Source organism: Phycicoccus sp. Soil803, from assembly GCF_001429685.1.
In the GTDB taxonomy this organism is placed as follows: Bacteria; Actinomycetota; Actinomycetes; order Actinomycetales; family Dermatophilaceae; genus Pedococcus.
On sequence record NZ_LMST01000001.1, the window covers coordinates 1,366,447 to 1,385,030 of the forward strand.

The following is an 18,584-nucleotide window of genomic DNA, read 5'->3' on the forward strand; positions in this document are numbered from 1 at the left end:
GGCAGTGCACGACCACCCGCACTGCCCGACGAACCTAGTGAGGATGAAGTCGACAGCCATGTCTGCGTCGCTGGAGCAGTCCCGTCAGCAACTCCTGCACACCGCCGCTGAGCGCGCGGACCACGCCGGTGGTGAGGCGGTCGAGGAGTTCCTGCGCACCTACTACCGCCACGTGGCCACCGAGGACCTCCTCGCCCGTGCCCCCGAGGACCTGCTCGGCGCGGCGATGGCCCAGCGCGAGCTCGCGACGAACCGACCGGTCGGCACCGCGAAGGTCGAGGTCTTCAACCCTGCGGTCGAGGAGCAGGGGTGGGCCAGCGGGCACACCGTCGTCCAGATCGTCACCGACGACATGCCCTTCCTCGTCGACTCGGTGAGTGCCGAGCTGCAGCGGATGGAGCGCGCCGTCTACCTCGTCGTGCACCCGACGATGCGGGTGCGACGCAACGCCGCGGGCCAGCTGGAGGAGGTCGTCCTCGACGGCGCCGCTGCGGCCGGGCAGCCCGGCCAGGACGACGGGTTCGGCCTGGTGCGCGAGTCCTGGATGCACCTGGAGATCGACCGCGACAGCAGCGCCTCCGAGCGGGCCGCCATCGCCGACGGGCTGCGCCGCATCCTCGGCAACGTGCGCGAGGCCGTCGAGGACTGGCCCAAGATGAAGGCCACCTGCTCGCAGCTGGCGCGCGACCTCGCCGACGCGCCGCCGACCGGCCTCCCGGAGGAAGAGGTGGAGCAGGCCCGCGGTCTCCTGGAGTGGCTGGCGGACAACCACTTCACCTTCCTCGGCTACCGCGAGTACGCCCTCCACCGCGGGCCGGACGCCGACACGCTCGAGGCCGTCCAGGGCACCGGGCTGGGTCTCCTGCGCTACGACCGCACCGGTGACGGCGTGCTGCTGAGCGAGCAGGCCAAGGCCGTGGCGCGGGCGCGCGAGCTGCTCATCATCACGAAGGCCAACTCGCGGGCGACGGTGCACCGCAACACCTACCTCGACTACGTCAGCGTCAAGCAGTTCGACGACGCGGGGGAGGTGACGGGGGAGAAGCGCTTCCTCGGGCTGTTCACCTCGAGCGCCTACACCGAGTCCGTGACCCGGGTGCCGGTGCTGCGCGACAAGGTCGCTGCGATCTTCCAGCGCACCGGCTTCCTGCCCGACTCGCACTCGGGCAAGGACCTGCTCGAGGTGCTCGAGAACTATCCGCGGGACGAGCTCTTCCAGGCCGAGGAGGAGTCGCTCTACGACAACGCGACGGCAGTGCTCCACCTGCAGGAGCGGCGCAAGACCAAGCTGTTCCTGCGGCGTGACCGGTTCGGCCGGTTCGTGTCCTGCCTCGTCTACATCCCCCGCGACCGCTACAACACCGGCGTCCGGCTCAAGATGGAATCCATTCTGCGGCAAGCATTTCCGGGTGCCACGGTCGACTTCACGACACGGGTCTCCGAGTCCGTGCTGGCGCGCCTGCACTTCGTCGTGCGGGTCCCGCCAGGTGAGTCGATCCCCTCGATCGACGAGGCGGTGCTCGAGCGCCAGCTCGTCGACGCGACGCGCACCTGGGACGAGGACCTCGGCGAGGCGGCCCGGGCGGAGCACGGTGAGGAGGCGGCCGCGCGGCTGGTCGGCCTCTACGGACGGGCCTTCCCCGAGGCCTACAAGGAGGACTTCACCTCCCGGATCGGCGTGGCCGACATCCGTCACATGGACGCGCTCGAGAGCGACGACGCCACCGGCCTGAACATGTACCAGGAGCCCGGCGCCCCCGCGAACGAGCGCCGGTTCAAGCTCTACCGGCGCAGCCCGCTGTCGCTGACCCAGGTGCTGCCGATGTTCACCCACATGGGCGTCGAGGTCGTCGACGAACGGCCCTACGAGATCTCGCGGGGCGACGGCGTCGGCCTCTGGGTCTACGACTTCGGCCTGCGGGTGCGTGACGACAAGGTGTGGACCGGTGACGGCGGCCGGGACCGGCTCCGTGAGCTGTTCCAGGACGCGGTCGGCGCCGTGTGGCGGGGCGAGGCCGAGTCCGACGGGTTCAACGCCCTCGTCCTCGGTGCCGGGCTGACCTGGCGACAGGTCGTCATCCTGCGCACCGTCGCGAAGTACCTGCGCCAGACCGGTTCGACGTTCTCCCAGGACTACGTCGAGTCGGCGCTGGTCTCCAACCTGCGGCTGGCCGCGAAGCTGGTGGCCCTCTTCGAGGCCCGGTTCGACCCGAGCCGGTATGCCGGTGCGGCCGGTCCCGAGCGCGAGGCCGAGCAGGGCGCGTTGTGCGACCAGATCACCAAGGACCTCGACGAGGTGAAGAGCCTCGACCACGACCGGATCATCCGGGCGTTCCTCGGGGTGATCACGGCGACGCTGCGGACGAACTTCTACCAGGCCGACTCCGCAGGGGCTGCCAAGACCTACGTCTCGATCAAGCTCAACCCGAAGAAGGTGCCCGACCTGCCGGCCCCGCGGCCGCAGTTCGAGATCTTCGTCTACTCGCCGCGCGTCGAAGGCGTGCACCTGCGCTTCGGGCCGGTGGCTCGTGGAGGGCTGCGCTGGTCCGACCGCCGCGAGGACTTCCGCACCGAGGTGCTCGGCCTGGTCAAGGCGCAGATGGTCAAGAACGCCGTCATCGTGCCGACCGGCTCCAAGGGCGGGTTCTACGCCAAGCAGCTGCCCGACCCCACGGTCGACCGGGACGCGTGGCTCGCCGAGGGCATCGGCTCCTACAAGGTCTTCATCTCCGGGCTGCTCGACCTCACCGACAACCGCGACGGCTCGAAGATCGTGCCGCCTCCCTCGGTGGTGCGGCACGACCCCGACGACTCCTACCTCGTGGTGGCGGCCGACAAGGGCACGGCGACCTTCTCCGACATCGCCAACGGGGTCGCACAGTCCTACGGCTTCTGGCTCGACGACGGGTTCGCCTCGGGCGGCTCGGCCGGCTACGACCACAAGGCGATGGGTATCACGGCCCGCGGCGCGTGGGAGTCGGTCAAGCGGCACTTCCGCGAGATGGGTCACGACACGCAGACTCAGGACTTCACCGCAGTCGGCATCGGCGACATGTCCGGCGACGTCTTCGGCAACGGCATGCTGCTGTCCGAGCACATCCGACTGGTCGCCGCGTTCGACCACCGCCACATCTTCGTCGACCCCGATCCCGTTGCGGCGACGAGCTTCCCGGAGCGCCAGCGGTTGTTCGACCTGCCGCGCTCCTCGTGGGCCGACTACGACACCTCGCTCATCTCGACCGGTGGTGGGGTCTTCGACCGCTCGCTCAAGTCGATCGCCATCACCCCCGAGATGACCGCGGCGCTGGGGCTGCCCAAGAGCGCCACGTCGATGACTCCTGCAGAGCTGATGAAGGCGATCCTGCAGGCGCCGGTCGACCTGCTCTGGAACGGCGGCATCGGCACCTACGTGAAGTCGGCCGGCGAGAGCAGCACCGACATCGGCGACCGCGCCAACGACGCGATCCGCGTCGACGGCGCCCAGCTGCGCTGCAAGGTGGTCGGTGAGGGCGGCAACCTCGGGCTCAGCCAGCTCGGCCGCATCGAGGCGGCGCTGCACGGCGTGCGGGTCAACACCGACGCCATCGACAACTCCGCGGGCGTCGACACCTCCGACCACGAGGTGAACATCAAGATCCTGCTCACCTCCCTGGTCAAGGCCGGTGACATGACGCTCAAGCAGCGCAACACCCTGCTCGCGTCGATGACCGACGACGTCGCCGCGCAGGTGCTGCGCGACAACTACGAGCAGAACGTCCTGCTGGGCAACGCCCGGGCCCAGGAGCACCCGATGCTCCCCGTCCACCAGCGGCTGATCCACTGGCTGGAGGAGCGCGGCGACCTCGACCGGGCGCTGGAGTTCCTGCCGACCGACACCGAGATCGACCGGCGCTTCGCCGACGGCCTCGGCCTGAAGTCGCCGGAGTTCTCGGTGCTGGTGGCCTACGCCAAGCTGGCCCTCAAGGAGGACCTGCTGCCGTCCGAGCTGCCCGACGACCCGTGGTTCCAGGCAACCCTGACCAACTACTTCCCGGCGGCCCTGCGCGAGCAGTTCGCCGGCGAGCTGGCCGAGCACCCGCTGCGTCGCGAGATCATCACCAACTCGGTGGTCAACTCGATGGTCAACCGGGGCGGCATCACATTCGCGTTCCGGGCGATGGAGGAGACCGGCGCGACCCCGGAGCAGATCGCGCGCGCCTTCGTGGTCTGCCGCGAGATCTTCGACCTGCCGAGCTTCGTGCACGAGGTCGAGGCGCTCGACAACGTGGTGTCCACCGACGTGCAGAGCCAGCTCTACCTCGAGTTCCGACGGCTGATCGACCGCTCGATGCGCTGGTTCCTCACCTCGCGCCCGTCGCGGCTCGACGTCGCCAACGAGGTGACGCGCTTCGGGGCGGTGGTCCGTGAGTTCGCTCCCCAGATCACCGACCTGCTCAAGGGCGCCGAGCTGAAGCGGCTGCAGCACAACGCCTCCGGGCTCGAGAAGCTCGGTGTGCCCGAGGACCTCGCCCTGCGCTCGGCGAGCCTGCTCGACCAGTTCTCGCTGCTCGACATCGTCGACATCGCCACCGACACGGGCGAGTCGCCCGCCGACGTGGCACCGCTCTACTTCGTGCTCTCGGAGCGGTTCGGGATCGACGGCATGCTCACCCGGGTCACCAACCTGCCGCGTGACGACCGGTGGGACGCCTTGGCGCGTGGTGCCCTCCGCGACGACCTGTATGCCGTGCTGGAGAGCCTCGTGCGCTCCGTCATCGACGCGTCGACCTCGGGTGCCACGCCGCTGGCGCGGTACGACGAGTGGGCCAAGGCCAACGCCGAGAGCCTGGCCCGGGCCAAGACGGCGCTCAGCGGCATCGAGCGGCTCGACAAGCCGAACATCGCGGCGCTGTCGGTCGCCCTGCGCACGCTGCGCTCGGTGATCCGCTCGGGGGCGGCGACGTCCTAGCGGTCGAGTCTCCTGGCGGTCAGGTATCGCGTCAGTCGGCGAGTGTCGCGTCAGCCGGCGAGCACGTCGGCCAGCAGGGCGAGGACGCAGAAGAGGGCGACGGCGGCCAGGCCCACCCACAGGCAGCCCGTGCCCGGGCGGGGCTGCTTCGTGAAGCCGATGTTGCCGCGCGCGAACTGGTGCACCGGCGAGGCGTACCAGACCTCGACGACCTGCCCGGGCGCCACGCTCGTGTCGATCCCGGCCTGGCCGTAGGTGCGCATCCACTGCGTGTCGATGTCGAGGTGGTTCGGCCCGGCGTAGACCGGCAGGTCCTGCACGCCGTAGCGCGACGGCACTGGGTAGCCGTTGATCCGCACCCGCGGGGTGATGGCGTTGGCCGTCCAGATGGACCCCTGGATGGTCAGCCGGATCGTGCCCACGGCGGGCTGCGACGGCGGGGCCGGCGGCATCGACTGGCCGGGTGGCACGGGTGGCACGGGTGGCTGGGGCGGCGGCACGGTCATGGTCGCCGAGGGTAGGACGAAACCGGTCCGGAGTGGGGCGAAACCGCGCGGATACAGTGAGCGCGTGGCCGACCAGACGACGCAACCGCAGGTCCTGCTCGTGACCCGCTACCCGGTCAAGTCGATGGGTGGGGAGACCCTCACCTCGGTCGAGGTCGGCCCGACCGGGCTGGTCGGCGATCGCGAGTGGGCGGTCTACGCGGCGGACGGCAAGCTCGCCAGCGGCAAGCACTCACGGCGCTTCCGCAGGATGGACCCGGTCTTCGAGCTGGTCGCGGCGCAGCGGGCCGCCGACACCGTGGTCACCCTGCCGGACGGCTCGGAGGTCACGCTGGGGCGGGACGGCGCGGACGCCACCGTGTCGCGCCACTTCGGACAGCCGGTCACCGTGCGGCAGGAGGGTGAGGTGCCGCACCAGGACGCTGCGACCTTCTCGCTCGTGGGCAGCGCCACCCTCGCCGAGCTCGGTCGGCACGAGGGCGACGGACGCCCTCTCGACCCACGGCACCTGCGCGCGAACCTCGTCGTCACCACGACCGAGCCGTATGCCGAGGAGTCGTGGATCGGGCGCGTGGTCACCATCGGCACGGTGCGGCTGCGCGTGACCGAGGCGATCGAGCGGTGCCGGATGGTGGGGGTCGCGCAGGTGGACCTGGCCGAGCGCCCGGGCATGCTCAAGGCGATCAGCGACCACCACGACCTCAACGCGGGGATCTACGCGTCGGTGCTCCAGCCGGGCACGATCACCGTGGGCGACAGCGTTCACGTCGACTGATCGGGTCACCAGCAGGGCATATCGGACAGCATGGTCCAGCGGGTGACACCGGGGGCGCGCCGAGGGGGGTCGACCCGCAAGGATCACGCCATGCGGATCCTCGTCGTGTCGGACCTGCACTACCGGCTGCCGCACTACGACTGGCTCGTGGAGGCGGCCTCCGACGTGGACGTGGTCGCCGTGGTCGGTGACCTGGCTGATGTCGTCAGCCCGGTGCCGCACGCGGTCCAGACGGTGGTGCTAACCCGCTACCTCGCGCTCCTCGCGGCCCGGGGCACGGTCCTCGTCGCCTCAGGCAACCACGACCTCGACGGGCCGGGGGCGCACGGTGAGCAGGTGGCCGCGTGGCTGCGGCTGCCCCAGCCCGAGTCGGTGCACGTCGACGGCACCAGTGTCGACCTCGGCGACACCCGCTTCACCGTCTGCCCTTGGTGGGACGGCCCGGTGACCCGTGACGAGGTGGCTGCCCAGCTCGCCGCCGCTGCGGTCGACCGCCCGGCCCGCTGGGTGTGGCTCTACCACGCCCCGCCCGCGGGGACGCCGCTCTGCTTCGACGGCCGCCGGACCTTCCCCGACGAGGAGCTGGCCGCCTGGATCGCGCTGCACGGCCCTGACGTGGTGCTCTGCGGGCACATCCACCAGGCGCCGTGGGCCAAGGGCGGCTCGTGGCACGCCCGGCTCGGTGACACGTGGGTCTTCAACGCGGGCAAGCAGATCGGCAAGGTGCCGGCGCACATCACCCTCGACACCGACGCCGCCACCGCGACCTGGTTCGGCGTCTTCGACTCAGAGCTGCTCAGCCTCGCCTGACGGGTGCTCGTGGTCATCGCGGTGGCCACCGGCGTCGTCGCCGTGGTGGTCGCCCTCGGGGTCGCGCGCGGAGCCGGTGCGGGCGGCCGGGCCCTGGTGATGGACGAGCACGTCGAGGATCTGGTCGACCAGCCCCAGGTGACCGGCTTGGTCGGCGAACTGCCTCTTGACGTCGACGAGGTAGTGCGTCATCCCATCCAGGCGCGAGGCAGTCGTCCGCAGGACGGCGAGCGCTGCTCCCGGTCGCTCGGACAGGAAGTCGAGCGGGTCCTCGACGACGTGCACCACGACGTCCTCGACCGCGCGGACCGTCGCCGTCGCGGTGCGACCCAGCACGGCGGACATCTCCCCGAACACCGCGCCGGGGGAGTCGATGCGTGCGAAGGGCACCCCGTCGTGCTCGATGACGACCGAGCCGGACACCAGCACCAGCATCCGTCCGGCGGGTGAGCCCTCCGCGATGAGCACGTCACCGGCGTCGACGGTTTCCGACGGCAGGTCGGCGGCGAGACGCAGCAGGTCGGTCACCGACCCAGTGTCGTGCACGATCGGCGTCGCAGACAGGTGCCGCCCACCCGTCGAACAGCCCGCTCCGCGCCCGCGATTAGGCTTCCCGCGTGCCCACCCTCAACGAGGTGCTCCAGTCCGCCACCGACCTCGCCCCCGCAGAGGTCGAGTGGCTGCAGCTGCTCGTCGGTGACTGGCAGCTGATCTCGGACCTCTCCTTCGGCGACCTCGTGCTCTGGGTGCCGGGTGGCCTCGAGGGCTGGCTGGCGGTGGCGCACGTGCGGCCCACCACCGGCCAGATGGTGTTCTTCGAGGACGTCGTCGGCCGGCGGACCCACCGTGGCCGGCAGTCGCTGCTCGACCAGGCCTACCTCGACCAGCGGATCGTGCGCGAGAAGGACCCGATCTTCCGCGACGACATGCCGGTCCGTGAGGAGGCCATCCCCGTCGTGCGGGAGGGGCGCGCGCTCGCGGTGATCACGCGGCATACCAATCTTGCGGCGATGCGGACGCCGAGCCGGCTCGAGCTGACCTATCAGGCCCTCGCCGACGCGCTGGCGCGGATGATCGCGGCGGGCGAGTTCCCCAACAGCTCCGCCCCGACTGGTCAGCGGCGTGGTGCGCCGCGGGTCGGTGATGGCGTCATGCGCCTCGACGTCAACGGCATCGTGTCCTACGCCAGCCCCAACGCGCTCTCCGCCGTCCACCGGCTCGGCCACGTCGGCGACGTCATCGGGGAGCTGCTGGCCAAGGTGGTCGCCGACCTCCTGCGTGACGAGTCGCCGGTCGACGAGTCCCTGGCCCTGGTGGTGACCGGCCGGGCCCCGTGGCGTACCGAGGTCACCTCACGTGGGGCGAGCGTCTCGATGCGCGCCATCCCGATCACCGAGGGCGGCATCCGGGTCGGGGCGCTGCTGCTCCTGCGCGACGTGTCCGAGCTGCGTCGGCGCGAGCTCGAGCTGCTCACCAAGGATGCGACGATCCGCGAGATCCACCACCGGGTGAAGAACAACCTCCAGACCGTCGCGGCGTTGCTGCGGCTGCAGGCCCGGCGGCTCCCCGAGGGGGAGGCCGGCCGGGCGGCGCTGGACGAGGCGGTCCGTCGCGTCGGGGTGATCGCGCTGGTGCACGAGACGCTGAGCCAGGGTTTCGACGAGCTGGTGGACTTCGACGACATCGCGGTGCGCGGGCTGCAGGCGATCACCGAGGTCGCCAAGGTCGAGCACCCGATCACCTCCCAGGTGCGGGGGTCGTTCGGCACGCTGCGCGCCGAGGACGCGACGGCGCTCGCGATGGTGCTCTCCGAGCTGGTGCAGAACGCCGTCGAGCACGGCCTCGCCGAGACCGGTGGCGGCACCGTGGACATCGAGGCGGAGCGGTCGGCCGACGACCGCGGCGACGAGCTGCTCACGGTGACGATCACCGACGACGGCGCGGGCCTGCCCGCCGACTTCAAGCCGGGCGGGTCGGGGCTCGGCACCCAGATCGTGCAGTCGCTCGTGCAGGACCTGCGCGGCCGGATCGCCTGGGACGCAGCAAAGCCGCGCGGTACGCGGGTGCGTTTCATCGCGCGGCTTCGACCACTGGGGAGGGACTCCGCCTGAGGCGGGATCCCGGTCGTCTTGAGTTGTGGTGGTGCGGGGTTCGCCGACGGGGGTCGGCGGCCTGAGCCTGGTGAACCCGTGGGCTCGGTCAGCCGGCGCGGCGTGCGCGGGCGTTGCGACGCTTGAGGGCGCGGCGCTCGTCCTCGGACATGCCGCCCCAGACGCCGGCGTCCTGGCCGGACTCGATGGCCCACTTCAGGCAGACGTCGACGACGGTGCATCGCCGGCAGACGGCCTTGGCCTCCTCGATCTGGAGGATGGCCGGGCCGGTGTTCCCAATCGGGAAGAACAGCTCGGGGTCCTCGTCGAGGCAGGCAGCGCGATCGCGCCAATCCATGAAGGGTGCTCCTTGTAGTGCAGGGGGTCGCATCCGCGCGGTGTGGGCCCTGGGGTGCGGACCTCACAGCACGGACGCGTCATTGCGGGGGTGTGCAGGGGGTCGTGCGCCTGAGCTGGTCAGGGGCCAACGGCAAACACTAGCCGACCCAGTTGCGCACAGGGTGAAACGCGTGCGCACCCAGTTTGAGGGGGTGGACGCACTTCTGCCAACGGGTTGCCGCGGCTTTCTGTTCCAGCCTGACGCATCCACGCTCGAATGGACACCCTCGGCACGACATTTCATCGGGGTAACAGTGAGGTGTTGGTCACATGTCGGACGAACCGCGTCACCTCCATGCAGTTCGGACCACGCGTCCCCGCGCGCAGGACCGACCCGCAGACCTCGGTATGCCGCGTGCGCGCCTTCCGCGCCCGGGCCTAGCCTGAGTGCCGTGACCAGTCCGGCCCCTGCCCCGTCCCGTCCGCGCGACCTGTTCCGTGCCGTCGCGGCTGGCATCTGCGCCCTGCAGGCGCTGGCGCTGCTCGGGTTCGTCGGGTTCTACCTGTGGGAGCTGACCCAGGACTCCTCGGACGACGCGACCCGGGTCGTGATGTCGGCCCTGCTGATCCTCGTCTTCGCGGTGGGCATCGGCGCACTCGCTCGCGGCTGGGTGCGTGGCGACAACTGGCCCAGCACCCCGACGGCCGTCTGGAACGCGCTGCTGCTACCCGTCGGCTGGAGCCTCATCCAGAGCGACCGTGGGCTGGTCGGTGCCCTGGTCATCGTCATCGCCCTGGTCGGCATCCTCGCGGCGATCCGGGCGGACACGAGGGACGACGACACGGCGGAGGACACCGGCAGAGACTGAGCCTCGCTCAGGCCGCTCGGGTCAGGCAGCTTCGTCGGCTGCCGTGATGCGCAGCATGACCCGCTCGGGTGCGCCACGGCGGATGAGTCGCTCGATTCCCATGACGAGGCGGTACTCGAGGGGGTACTTGGCTCCCATGACCGAGTCGAGCCGGTACATCGCCTCCCGGCCCTCGACGACCTCGGCCACGCCGGCGACCGGTGGCACCGAGGTGTCGGCCTTGCCCCGGCGGCTCGAGGGGCGCAGGGAGATGCGCTCGTCGTTCCGCAGCCGCTTGACCTTCCCGCTGCCGCTCGGGGTCGTGACGATCAGCGTGTCGCCGTCCCGACCGATCCACACGGTGGTGTCCACGGCCTCGCCGGACGTGCGGAACGTGGTGAGGGAGACGAACTTCTCGTCACCGAGGGCGGCCAGGTCAGGGGGAAGGGTCACCTCCTGACCGTACGCGAGGCGACCTGGATCGGCAGCGCGGCCCCTGACCGCACCAGGTAGCCACGCCCCGGCGGCGCCTGCCGGTCCACCGGGACCCGCACGCCGAGGAGGTCGGCAGCCGTCGCGCCGGAAGGGCCGAGCAGAATGCCCGTGCGGTGTCGTGCCACGCTGACCGCCACCCCTCGGTACTGCACGGACACGGCGTCGTCCTTGGCCCCCACCACGACCAGCCCTCGGTCGCGGTCGACCGAGGCAGCCACGCCCCGCACGGCCGCGTCGAGCGGTGTGTCGAGCAGCTGGTCGGCGTCGTCGACCACCACGGCGAGATCGGGCACGTGCCGCCGCAGCTCCACGAGCTCGTCGATGCGACCCGGATCCTCGCACCAGAGGATTCGCGAGTCCTGGCGCAGCACCTCCCAGGGAGCGGACGGGACCGCGACCACGCAGACCTGGCGGCCCGTGGTCACCAGGCCTGACACGACCGTCGCGAGGGTGGAGCTGACTCCTGAACCGTTCCCGCCGATGACGGCCCACCGCCGCCCGTCGCGACCCGGACCCAGCCCTCGGGGAGCGAGCTCGTCGCCACCCATTCCCACCAGGACGAGGTCGTCCGCGTCGGTCCCGAGTGGCTGCGACTGCCGCAACGACTGCAGGGACACGCGTTCCGGCAAGGCGTCGACCCGCCACGGCCGGTTGTGTCCGCTGTCGGCGGCGCCGCCGATCGACCTCCCGAGCGTCGCCGGCTGCTGTGCGGACGCCGCGGATACTGCGACCTGGACCTCCGTGCCGTCCAGCAGCAGTCCGCGGCCGGCCGGCTGCTCGGCAGGGACCGCTCGCGGCGGCAGACCGGCCAGGAGCAGGTCGGTGGGGTCGTTCAGCCGGAGCAGGACCCGGTGGGCCAGGGCGGAGGCGGCCCGACCGACCAGGAGCGCCCGGTCACCGGCCAGCACGCAGGTGAGGCCGAGGCCGGCGCCCTCCCGCAACAGGCCCAGCAGCTTCGTGACCACCTGGCCGCCGTGCTGGTCGTCGGCTCGCTGCACGAGCAGGTCCCAGTCGTCGACCAATAGCACCACCGGGACGGGAGCGGTCGTCGGGTCGACCCGGCGCCAGTGGGCCATCGACGGGTGGCCAGCGGTGGCAAGCCGCTCGCGCCGGGTGGCCAGCTCCTCCGACATCCGGGCGACCAGCCGGGTGAGACGGGGGAGGTCGTCGATTCCCACGTGCGCACCGCAGTGGGGCAAGGACTGGACCGCCGTGAGCGAACCACCGCTCACGGCATACACATGGAGGTCTCCCGGGCCGTGCGAGACGGTCGCCGATCCCGCCACCGTGAGCAGGGCCGTGCTGCGCCCGCTCCCCGGACCGCCGACGAAACCCCAGTGACCTGGCTCGTCCAGGGCTACCTCCAGCGGCCGCTGCCGTTGCAGGGCAGGCTCGTCGACGAGGCCGATCGGGAGTCGCATGGCGTCCCCCGACCGCGGCAGGCACTGAGCGTCAACCCGGTGGGGGAGTGGCGCGAGCCATGGACTCGCGGCCCGACGCGCCCCGGTCCTGGCGACGGCGGCCGACACGCCAGCGACCACGGCTGCCAGGTCCGTGGAGCCGCCGACATCCTCGTGGCCGGGTGCGGGCCCCGGCCACGGCGGCGGTGCCGCACCCCACGGCAGTCGCCTCACCCGTATGCCGTCGGGGGCCTCCCGCGTGCCCCCGGACTTGGCCCCGGCGAACGCCGTCTGGAAGGCAACGACCGCTCCGTCCGCCACCCGGGCGAGCGCGCGTCCGGGCGCACCCGGGTCCAGTGCCGCGGCATCCGGGTCGTCGATGACGTCGACCGAGTCGGAGCGGTCGCGCAGCCGCAGCCCGATCCGCAGGTTCATGTTCGCCTTGATGTCCGCCGTGACCACGCCGGCTGGTCGTTGCGTGGCAAGGACCAGGTGGATCCCCAAGGATCGTCCGAGGGCCGCCAAGGCCACCATGCCGTCGATGAACTGGGGCAGCTCCTCCGCGAGAGCCCGGAACTCGTCGATGACGACGACCAGCCGGGGCAGGGGACTCGAGGCGGAGGCCGAAGCTGACTGGTACGACCGGAAGTCCGCGACCTCGGCGGCGGCCAGCACTCGCTCCCGCCGCTTGAGCTCGGCCCGGAGCGAGGTGAGGGCTCGGGCGGCGAGGTGCTCGTCGAGGTCGGTGACCACGGCGGCGACGTGGGGGAGCGGGGAGCAGTCGCGGAAGGCGGCCCCGCCCTTGTAGTCGACGAGCACGAGCGACAGGTGCTCCGGGCGGCGGTGCACCGCCAGCGAGGCCACGAGGGTGCGCAGGAGCTCGGACTTGCCGGCGCCGGTGGTGCCGGCCACCAGCACGTGCGGGCCGTCGGACGCGAGGTCGACACGGAAGGCGCCTTCTCCGGTGTGACCGATCGGCACCGAGGTGCTCCCCGGGCTCTCCGACCAGATGCGGGCGATGGTCGCGCCCATCGACTCGGGGCCCTCCAGACCGAGCAGCTCGCGGAGCCCGAGCCCGACCGGAGGCGAGCCGGCCGCGCGTGCGGGGGTGGCGTCGCGCAGTGGCGCGAGGCCACGGCTCAGCCGGTCCGCCCACCACGGCCCGACCCGGTCCACCACGAGGTGGGTGGGGGCGGCGCCGGGAACGTGCAGCACTGACGTGGGGAGGTCGAGGTCGAGGACCGCCCGACACTCAGAGGGCAGTCGGGGCCGCTGGTCGGCGACGGCCACGACGACGATCCCCACGGATGGGCCGTGCTCGAGCACGGTGGCGAGGTCGGGCAGCCCATCCAGGCCGGACCCGTCGAGCACGACGAGGATGCGTGCCCCCGACCGGGCCTCGGCCACGACGTCGCGGTGGGCGATCCGGTGTCGGACCACGGCCGCGAGCGCGGCGACGCCGGCCCGTGCGGCGTCGGCCCGTGTGGCGTGGGGGTGCTCGAACGCCAGCAGCCAGTCGGGGCGCGGGTGCCCGTCGGCGGTGCGGATGTGGGGCAGCCGGCCGACCCAGGACCAGGCAGGGTCGGCGGGACCCGGTCCCGTGACGAGGACCAGCTCGAGGTCGCGAGGGGAGTGCAGGGTGACGAGCTGGCCCACCAGGGCTCGCAGCGCACCCATCACGGCGGTGCGCTCGCCACAGATGCCCGTGACCCCCAGCTCGGCCAGGGGGAGGGCGCAGGGAACCCGTTGCAGCAGAGGGGCTTCCGGCGTGTCGGCGCCGATCTCGCTGACCACTCGCACGGAGGCCGTTTTGCTGCACCACCCGACGCTCGCGGTGAGTGCGTCAGGATCGGTGCTCCGCCGTTCCCAGACCTGCACCGTCGGCGTCGTGGCGGCCACCAAGACCTGCGCCGGATCGGGCAACGCACGGGCCAGCAGGTCGGCCTCATCGCGGCAGGCGGTTTGCACCTGGTCCTCGGCCTCTCTGCGGCGATGCACGTAGGCCGCGTGCTCCGCGGCATACCTGCGTTTGGTGGTCAACCGATCGCCGATGACGTTGCCTGCCATGAGAACTGGGCTCATGAGGGCGAAGGCGAGCATCATCGGGCCGAAGACCAGCGCCATGACCCCCGCGATCGGAAGCGGCAGCAGCATGGGTAGCCACGGCACGCGAGTGGCGTGGGGCGCAGCGGGCGGAGCCGGCAGCGAGATCGACCGTCGACCTGGTGCCCCCATGAGTCGTGGTCTGCGGCTGACGGTCAACGTGCCGTCGTCCCGCGCCACCACGGCAGCCGGTTCGCCGCCTCCCGCGCGGAGCACCACCAAGCTGTCGCCGACCCGGACGGTGGCTCCGATCCGGGTCGGGCGAGGATGCGCCGAGACGGGCACGCCGTCCAGCTCGGTGCCGTTCGTCGACCCCAGGTCGGCGACCGTGATGGAGTCGGCGGCGACGGTGAGCACGGCATGGACTCGCGAGATCCGCGGGTCGTCGATCACGATCGCGGCCTCTGAGCCGCGTCCGAGTGTGTGTGCGCCGAGGACCAGCTCGATCGTGCGCCCCGCATCCGGGCCGTGGGTGATCGCCACCGCGACGGGCGCCCGAGGGTTCGTCGGACGTGGTCGTGGCAGCGGAGCCGGGCCGAGGAGGAGGGTGACGGCTGCGCCGTCGACCAGGGGTGACCGCCCCAGCGCCGCCCCCGCCCCGACGATGGCTCCGCCCACCGAGAGGGTCGGACCAGGGGGAGGGGTGCGGTCGACGGTCGCGGGGTCGACGAAGGCAGCAGCGAGCGCGCTGGCCAGCTGACCGGCCGTGGCCGCGGGGGCGGCCTCCACCTCGACCTCCACCGGCGCGGCGGGAGGTTCGCCGTCGGGCGCCGACAGCAGGACGGTGAGCTGGAGACGCATCCGGCGACGGTAGGGACGGGCGACCGGCGCACGCCCACGTCGTCCACAGCTGTGGACAAAGGACCGCATCGCACCCTCACCGCACCTATCATTCCGCAAACGAAGGCAAACGAACGTGATCGTGATGATTGGCGATCGAAGGGGGGGGCGAGGTCATGGACGCGCTCGTGACGGTCGAGTCCGAGGTGCGGGAGCTGATCCGCCGCTCCGGGGTGGACCCGGCGCGCGATGTCGGGGAGCTCGATCGCCTGGTCCGTGACGCGGTCGCCGACTACGACGAGCGGTCACTGCACGGCAGCCTCCCTGCGCTGCCCAGCATCGACGACGCGGTCAAGTCGGTGAAGGACGCTGTCGCCGGGTTCGGTCCGCTGCAGCAGTACTTCGACGACCCCAGCGTCGAGGAGATCTGGATCAACGAGCCGTCGAAGGTGTTCGTGGCCCGTGGGGGCGTCGCCGAGCTCACCACGACCATGCTCACGGCAGACGGCGTGCGCGACCTCGTCGAGCGCATGCTCAAGACCAGCGGGCGCCGGGTCGACCTGTCGAGCCCCTTCGTCGACGCCGTCCTGCCGGACGGTTCGCGGCTGCACGTCGTCATCCCCGACATCACGAGGAAGCACTGGTCGGTCAACGTCCGGAAGTTCGTGGTCCGCGCAGCCCATCTGGACGACCTCGTGGGCCTCGGGACCCTGACCGCCCACGCGGCGCGGTTCCTCGGCGCAGCAGTCGCGTCGGGATTGAACATCCTCGTCGCCGGTGGCACCCAGGCAGGTAAGACCACCCTGCTCAACTGCCTGAGCGCCGCGATCCCACCCCGGGAACGCGTGGTGACCTGTGAGGAGGTCTTCGAGCTGAAGATCCCCTTGCGTGACGTCGCCTCCATGCAGTGTCGACAGCCCAGCCTCGAGGGGACGGGTGAGATCCCGCTGCGGCGGCTGGTCAAGGAGGCGCTGCGGATGCGCCCATCCCGGATCATCGTCGGCGAGGTCCGTCAGGGAGAGAGCCTCGACCTGCTCATCGCGCTCAACAGTGGGCTGCCGGGCATGTGCACCATCCATGCGAACAGTGCTCGCGAAGCCATCACGAAGATGTGCACGCTGCCCCTGCTCGCAGGCGAGAACGTCGGCAGCCGGTTCGTCGTCCCGACGGTCGCGGGGTCGATCGACCTCGTCGTCCACGCAGCCCTCGAGCACGACGGGGTCCGCCGGGTCCGGGAGGTCGTGGCGATCCCGGGTCGGGTCGAGGGAGACGTGGTCGAGACCGCCGACATCTTCACCCAGCGCGAGGGCGTCCTCAGCCGCGCCGACGGCTTCCCTCCGCACGCCGAGCGTTTTCGGCGGACCGGCTACGACGTCGCGGCTCTTCTGGCCCCGGAGTGATGAGATGAGCGGGATCGTCGTGGGCCTGCTGCTGGGGTGCGGGCTGTTCTGCGTGTGGTGGGCCTGCTGGGTGCCCGGTGCCACGCCCCGAGCCGCCCGTCGGGTCTCGCTGGTGGGCCGCACGCGCGACCAGCTCGCCCAGGCCGGCTACGAGACGCTCGGGCCGCGGGGGCTGCTGGCCGCGTGCCTGCTGGCGTTCGGTCTCCTCGGTCTCCTCCTGTATGCCGCGACGCGCGTTGCCCCGGTCGCCCTCTGCTTCGCCGCCATGGCCGGGTACGCGCCGGTTGCCCTCGTGCGGATGCGTGCGCGCCGGCGCCGGGCCAACCTGCGGGAGCTGTGGCCGGACGCCGTCGACAACATCACCTCGGGGGTGAGGGCTGGCCTCGCGCTCCCGGAGGCGTTGAGCCAGCTGGCGATCCGGGGACCCGAGGAGCTCAGGCCGGCCTTCCAGGTCTTTGCCGAGGACTATCGATCCACTGGGCGCTTCCACGACTGCCTCGACCGCCTGAAGGCGAGCCTGAGCGACCCCGTCGGTGATCGGCTGGTCGAGTCCCTGCGGATCGCGAGGGAGGTCGGCGGGAGCGACCTGGGCACGCTCCTCCGCACGCTGTCGACCTTCCTGCGCGAGGACAGCCGCACCCGCTCCGAGCTGGAAGCGCGGCAAGGCTGGACGGTGAATGCGGCCAGGCTCGCGGTCGCCGCGCCCTGGGTCGTGCTCGGCATGTTGTGCACTCGACCGGAGTCCATCCAGGCGTACGCGAGCTCGACCGGCGCGCTGGTCCTGGTGGTGGGCGCGGTCGCCTCCGTCGCGGCATACCGGATCATGATCTTCGTCGGGCGGCTGCCCGAGGACGAGCGGGTGCTGCGGTGAGCCCGCCGCTGGCCGGTGCGCTCCTGGGGCTGACCCTCGGGATCGGGTTCGTCCTGGTCTGGGCGCGGCTCCCGACCCGCCGCCGCGCCACGCTCGACGACCGACTGTTCCCCTACCTGCGCGATGCTCCGCAGCCGTCCCGGCTGCTCACCGCGCGGCAGGTGGGCGGCAGCGGCGTCCTCCACGTCCTCGCCCGGCCGGTGGTCACCGACCTGGCCAGGCGCGTCGAGTCCGTGCTCGGCGGGTCGGCCTCGGTCGCGAGGCGGTTGCTCCGCGCCGGGAAGGCTCCGGACGTCGACCGGTTCCGTGCGGAGCAGGTGGTGTGGGGTGCGGCGGGCATGGGCGTCGGACTCGCCCTCGGCAGCATGGTCTGGCTGGGACAGGGCGGTTCGGTGGTGCGTCCCCTCCTCATCGTCGTCTGTGGGACGGGGGCGGGCGTCGTGGCGCGCGACCAGTGGCTCAGCCACGAGGCCACCGTCCGTGAGCAACGGATGCTCAGCGAGTTCCCCACGATCGCCGAGCTGCTGGCCCTCGCGGTCAGCGCTGGCGAGGGCGCGGTGGGAGCCCTGGAGCGCGTGTGTCGGCTGTCCCAGGGCGACCTGTCCGCCGAGCTCAGGCGGTGCCTCGCCGACGCGCGCGCGGGGGCGCCGCTGCCCACGGCTCTGCAGGGCCTCGGCGACCGGACCGGGCTGGTGAGCCTCTCGCGGTTCGTGGACGGCATGGTCATCGCGGTCGAGCGCGGCACCCCGCTCGCGGAGGTCCTCCGCGCGCAGGCCCAGGACGTGCGGGAGGACGGCCGACGAGCGGTGCTGGAGGCCGGCGGCAAGAAGGAGATCGCGATGATGGTGCCGGTCGTCTTCCTCGTGCTCCCGATCACTGTGCTCTTCGCCGTCTTCCCCGGATTCGCCTTCCTGCGGTTCCAGATCTGACCCCGGTGACACCCGTGCAGCCCATGAGAGGAACGCCATGACCTGTCTCCACCGAACCCTGCTGCGGTCCCAGCTCGCCCTGGTCCGAGCCAGCCGTCGGGCCTGTGCCCGAGGCGAACGCGGCGACGTCCCCGGATGGGTGCTGATCACCCTGATGACCGCCGGGCTCGTGGCGGTGCTGTGGGCCGTCGCCGAGGACCAGCTCAAGGCGCTCTTCACGGACGCCCTCGACAGCGCCCGTCGCTGACCGTCGTGGTCCCGGTACCTGCCCTCCGGCCGCACGGTGAGGC

At 71.6% G+C, this 18,584-nt stretch carries 14 protein-coding genes; 9 read left to right on the forward strand and 5 right to left on the reverse strand.

All coding sequences use genetic code 11. The features are described from left to right. Window positions 1-43 precede the first annotated feature (43 nt). Complete coding sequence (locus tag ASG95_RS06355; RefSeq protein WP_235543480.1) at window positions 44-4,948, forward strand: NAD-glutamate dehydrogenase; 4,905 nt, start codon at window positions 44-46, stop codon at window positions 4,946-4,948. 50 nt (window positions 4,949-4,998) lie between these two features. Here ASG95_RS06355 and ASG95_RS06360 read toward each other — a convergent pair whose 3' ends face one another. Beyond that, a complete protein-coding gene (locus ASG95_RS06360; RefSeq protein ID WP_162259373.1) occupies window positions 4,999-5,454 on the reverse strand; it encodes a hypothetical protein in 456 nt (151 codons plus the stop codon). Window positions 5,455-5,518: 64 nt separating this feature from the next. Between ASG95_RS06360 and ASG95_RS06365 the strand changes: the two genes are divergently transcribed. Together ASG95_RS06365 and ASG95_RS06370 are read left to right on the forward strand one after the other, a co-directional pair. Next, on the forward strand, window positions 5,519-6,229 hold the full coding sequence (locus ASG95_RS06365) for an MOSC domain-containing protein (protein WP_057376917.1): 711 nt from the start codon (window positions 5,519-5,521) through the stop codon (window positions 6,227-6,229). Window positions 6,230-6,319: 90 nt separating this feature from the next. After that, the gene (locus ASG95_RS06370; RefSeq protein ID WP_056922796.1) at window positions 6,320-7,039 is read left to right on the forward strand and encodes a metallophosphoesterase; all 720 of its coding nucleotides are present in this window, start codon (window positions 6,320-6,322) and stop codon (window positions 7,037-7,039) included. Here the strand turns inward: ASG95_RS06370 and ASG95_RS06375 are convergent. Beyond that, on the reverse strand, window positions 7,016-7,567 hold the full coding sequence (locus ASG95_RS06375) for a cyclic nucleotide-binding domain-containing protein (RefSeq protein WP_056922795.1): 552 nt from the start codon (window positions 7,565-7,567) through the stop codon (window positions 7,016-7,018). The two genes, ASG95_RS06370 and ASG95_RS06375, sit on opposite strands and share 24 nt — an antisense overlap. An 89-nt stretch (window positions 7,568-7,656) precedes the next feature. Between ASG95_RS06375 and ASG95_RS06380 the strand changes: the two genes are divergently transcribed. Further along, window positions 7,657-9,150, forward strand: a complete 1,494-nt coding sequence (locus ASG95_RS06380) for a sensor histidine kinase (RefSeq protein ID WP_056922794.1) — start codon at window positions 7,657-7,659, stop codon at window positions 9,148-9,150. Between the two features lie 88 nt (window positions 9,151-9,238). On the opposite strand, the gene ASG95_RS06385 is transcribed toward ASG95_RS06380, so the two are convergent. After that, window positions 9,239-9,487, reverse strand: a complete 249-nt coding sequence (locus ASG95_RS06385) for a WhiB family transcriptional regulator (RefSeq protein WP_056922793.1) — start codon at window positions 9,485-9,487, stop codon at window positions 9,239-9,241. Between the two features lie 433 nt (window positions 9,488-9,920). Here ASG95_RS06385 and ASG95_RS06390 point away from each other — a divergent pair, with 433 nt between their 5' ends. Beyond that, on the forward strand, window positions 9,921-10,337 hold the full coding sequence (locus ASG95_RS06390; protein WP_235543482.1) for a hypothetical protein: 417 nt from the start codon (window positions 9,921-9,923) through the stop codon (window positions 10,335-10,337). Window positions 10,338-10,358: 21 nt separating this feature from the next. Here the strand turns inward: ASG95_RS06390 and ASG95_RS06395 are convergent, their stop codons facing one another. Further along, window positions 10,359-10,769 carry a PPOX class F420-dependent oxidoreductase gene (locus ASG95_RS06395; protein WP_200961290.1) on the reverse strand — a complete coding sequence of 137 codons (411 nt, stop codon included), beginning with the start codon at window positions 10,767-10,769 and terminating at the stop codon, window positions 10,359-10,361. Beyond that, complete coding sequence (locus ASG95_RS06400; RefSeq protein ID WP_057376918.1) at window positions 10,766-15,115, reverse strand: FtsK/SpoIIIE domain-containing protein; 4,350 nt, start codon at window positions 15,113-15,115, stop codon at window positions 10,766-10,768. Before ASG95_RS06400 ends, ASG95_RS06395 begins: the two co-directional genes overlap by 4 nt. A gap of 155 nt (window positions 15,116-15,270) precedes the next feature. Here ASG95_RS06400 and ASG95_RS06405 point away from each other — a divergent pair, with 155 nt between their 5' ends. Genes ASG95_RS06405 through ASG95_RS21995 form a run of 4 tightly spaced genes read left to right on the forward strand, consistent with a single transcriptional unit; the run spans window position 15,271 to window position 18,541 of the window. Further along, the gene (locus ASG95_RS06405; RefSeq protein ID WP_057376919.1) at window positions 15,271-16,494 is read left to right on the forward strand and encodes a CpaF family protein; all 1,224 of its coding nucleotides are present in this window, start codon (window positions 15,271-15,273) and stop codon (window positions 16,492-16,494) included. Window positions 16,495-16,498: 4 nt separating this feature from the next. Then, entirely contained in the window at window positions 16,499-17,365 is an 867-nt protein-coding gene (locus tag ASG95_RS06410; protein WP_057376920.1) for a type II secretion system F family protein, read from the forward strand. Next, complete coding sequence (locus ASG95_RS06415) at window positions 17,362-18,294, forward strand: type II secretion system F family protein (RefSeq protein WP_057376921.1); 933 nt, start codon at window positions 17,362-17,364, stop codon at window positions 18,292-18,294. The genes ASG95_RS06410 and ASG95_RS06415 overlap by 4 nt, the downstream gene beginning before the upstream one ends. Window positions 18,295-18,331: 37 nt before the next feature. Continuing rightward, on the forward strand, window positions 18,332-18,541 hold the full coding sequence (locus ASG95_RS21995) for a hypothetical protein (RefSeq protein ID WP_235543484.1): 210 nt from the start codon (window positions 18,332-18,334) through the stop codon (window positions 18,539-18,541). Window positions 18,542-18,584 lie beyond the last annotated feature (43 nt).

Bases quoted from the DNA above. Each gene is read 5' to 3' on its own strand.
- ASG95_RS21995 (WP_235543484.1), top strand. From the start codon at position 18,332: ATGACCTGTCTCCACCGAACCCTGCTGCGGTCCCAGCTCGCCCTGGTC.
- ASG95_RS06385 (WP_056922793.1), bottom strand. From the start codon at position 9,487: ATGGATTGGCGCGATCGCGCTGCCTGCCTCGACGAGGACCCCGAGCTG.
- ASG95_RS06355 (WP_235543480.1), top strand. From the start codon at position 44: ATGAAGTCGACAGCCATGTCTGCGTCGCTGGAGCAGTCCCGTCAGCAA.
- ASG95_RS06370 (WP_056922796.1), top strand. From the start codon at position 6,320: ATGCGGATCCTCGTCGTGTCGGACCTGCACTACCGGCTGCCGCACTAC.
- ASG95_RS06400 (WP_057376918.1), bottom strand. From the start codon at position 15,115: ATGCGTCTCCAGCTCACCGTCCTGCTGTCGGCGCCCGACGGCGAACCT.
- ASG95_RS06405 (WP_057376919.1), top strand. From the start codon at position 15,271: ATGGACGCGCTCGTGACGGTCGAGTCCGAGGTGCGGGAGCTGATCCGC.
- ASG95_RS06410 (WP_057376920.1), top strand. From the start codon at position 16,499: ATGAGCGGGATCGTCGTGGGCCTGCTGCTGGGGTGCGGGCTGTTCTGC.
- ASG95_RS06360 (WP_162259373.1), bottom strand. From the start codon at position 5,454: ATGACCGTGCCGCCGCCCCAGCCACCCGTGCCACCCGTGCCACCCGGC.